General features: G+C 63.4%; 1 protein-coding gene. It reads left to right on the top strand.

Annotated elements, in window-relative coordinates; genetic code table 11:
• Positions 1 to 1,004: efflux RND transporter permease subunit (locus KYK83_RS17030; protein WP_222829093.1), on the top strand; the 1,004-nt coding region annotated here is incomplete at both ends.

The raw sequence follows: 1,004 nt of genomic DNA, 5'->3' as shown, positions 1-1,004 counted from the left end.
GCGCGTCAGCAGGTCAACGAACGGCTGACGCCCATAAGCGCTTCGCTGCCCGAGGGTGCCGAACCGGTGATGGGACCCATCTCGACCGGCTTGGGCGAAGTGCTCATGTATACCATCGAGTACGAATATCCTGACGGCAAGGAAGCGCCGCGGGGCGGAGCGGTCGGATGGCAGTCCGACGGGAGCTTCGTGACCGAACGTGGCGACCGGCTCGACAGCGATGTTGCCAAGGCTGCCTATCTGCGAACCATTCAGGACTGGGTGGTTGCACCGCTCATGCGGTCGGTCGACGGTGTGGCAGGTGTCGACTCCATCGGCGGCTTCGAAAAGCAATATCTCGTCCAACCCGATCCCGCACGATTGACCGGTTACGGTTTGTCGTTCGACGAGGTGATCGACGCGCTGGAAGCGGCCAATCTCGCCGAAGGGGCCAATTTCGTCGAACGGGCCGGTGAAGCCCTCCTCGCCCGGGTCGATGCGCGCCTCGGCAGCGTCGAGGATATCGAGCAGGCGGTCGTTTCCACCCGCGAGGGAGTGCCTATTCGCGTAGGGGACATCGCCACGGTCAGCATCGGCGGTGACCTGCGAACGGGCGCGGCGTCGCTGAACGGCGATGAAGCGGTCGTGGGCACCGTGCTCATGCGCGCGGGCGAGAACAGCCGCACCGTGTCGGCCCAGGCGGCCGAACGGCTCGAGGAAGTTCGCAGCTCCCTGCCGAAAGGAATTGTTGCGGAGATCGTCTACAACCGGTCTTCCCTGGTCGATGCGACGATCGCGACCGTCGAGAAGAATCTCGTCGAAGGCGCGCTTCTGGTGATCGCGATCCTGTTCTTGCTGCTGGGCAACATCCGGGCAGCGATCATCGCGGCGCTGGTCATTCCCTTTTCCATGCTGATGGCATCGATCGGAATGAACCGGCTCGGCGTTTCGGGCAATCTCATGAGCCTGGGTGCGCTGGACTTCGGCCTGATCGTCGATGGTGCCGTCATCATCGTCGAGAACAG

It is taken from the genome of Qipengyuania pacifica, assembly GCF_019857205.1.
Lineage (GTDB): Bacteria > Pseudomonadota > Alphaproteobacteria > Sphingomonadales > Sphingomonadaceae > Qipengyuania > Qipengyuania pacifica.
Note: the sequence above shows the minus strand (reverse complement) of the source record. Positions and strands in the feature narration are given on the sequence as shown.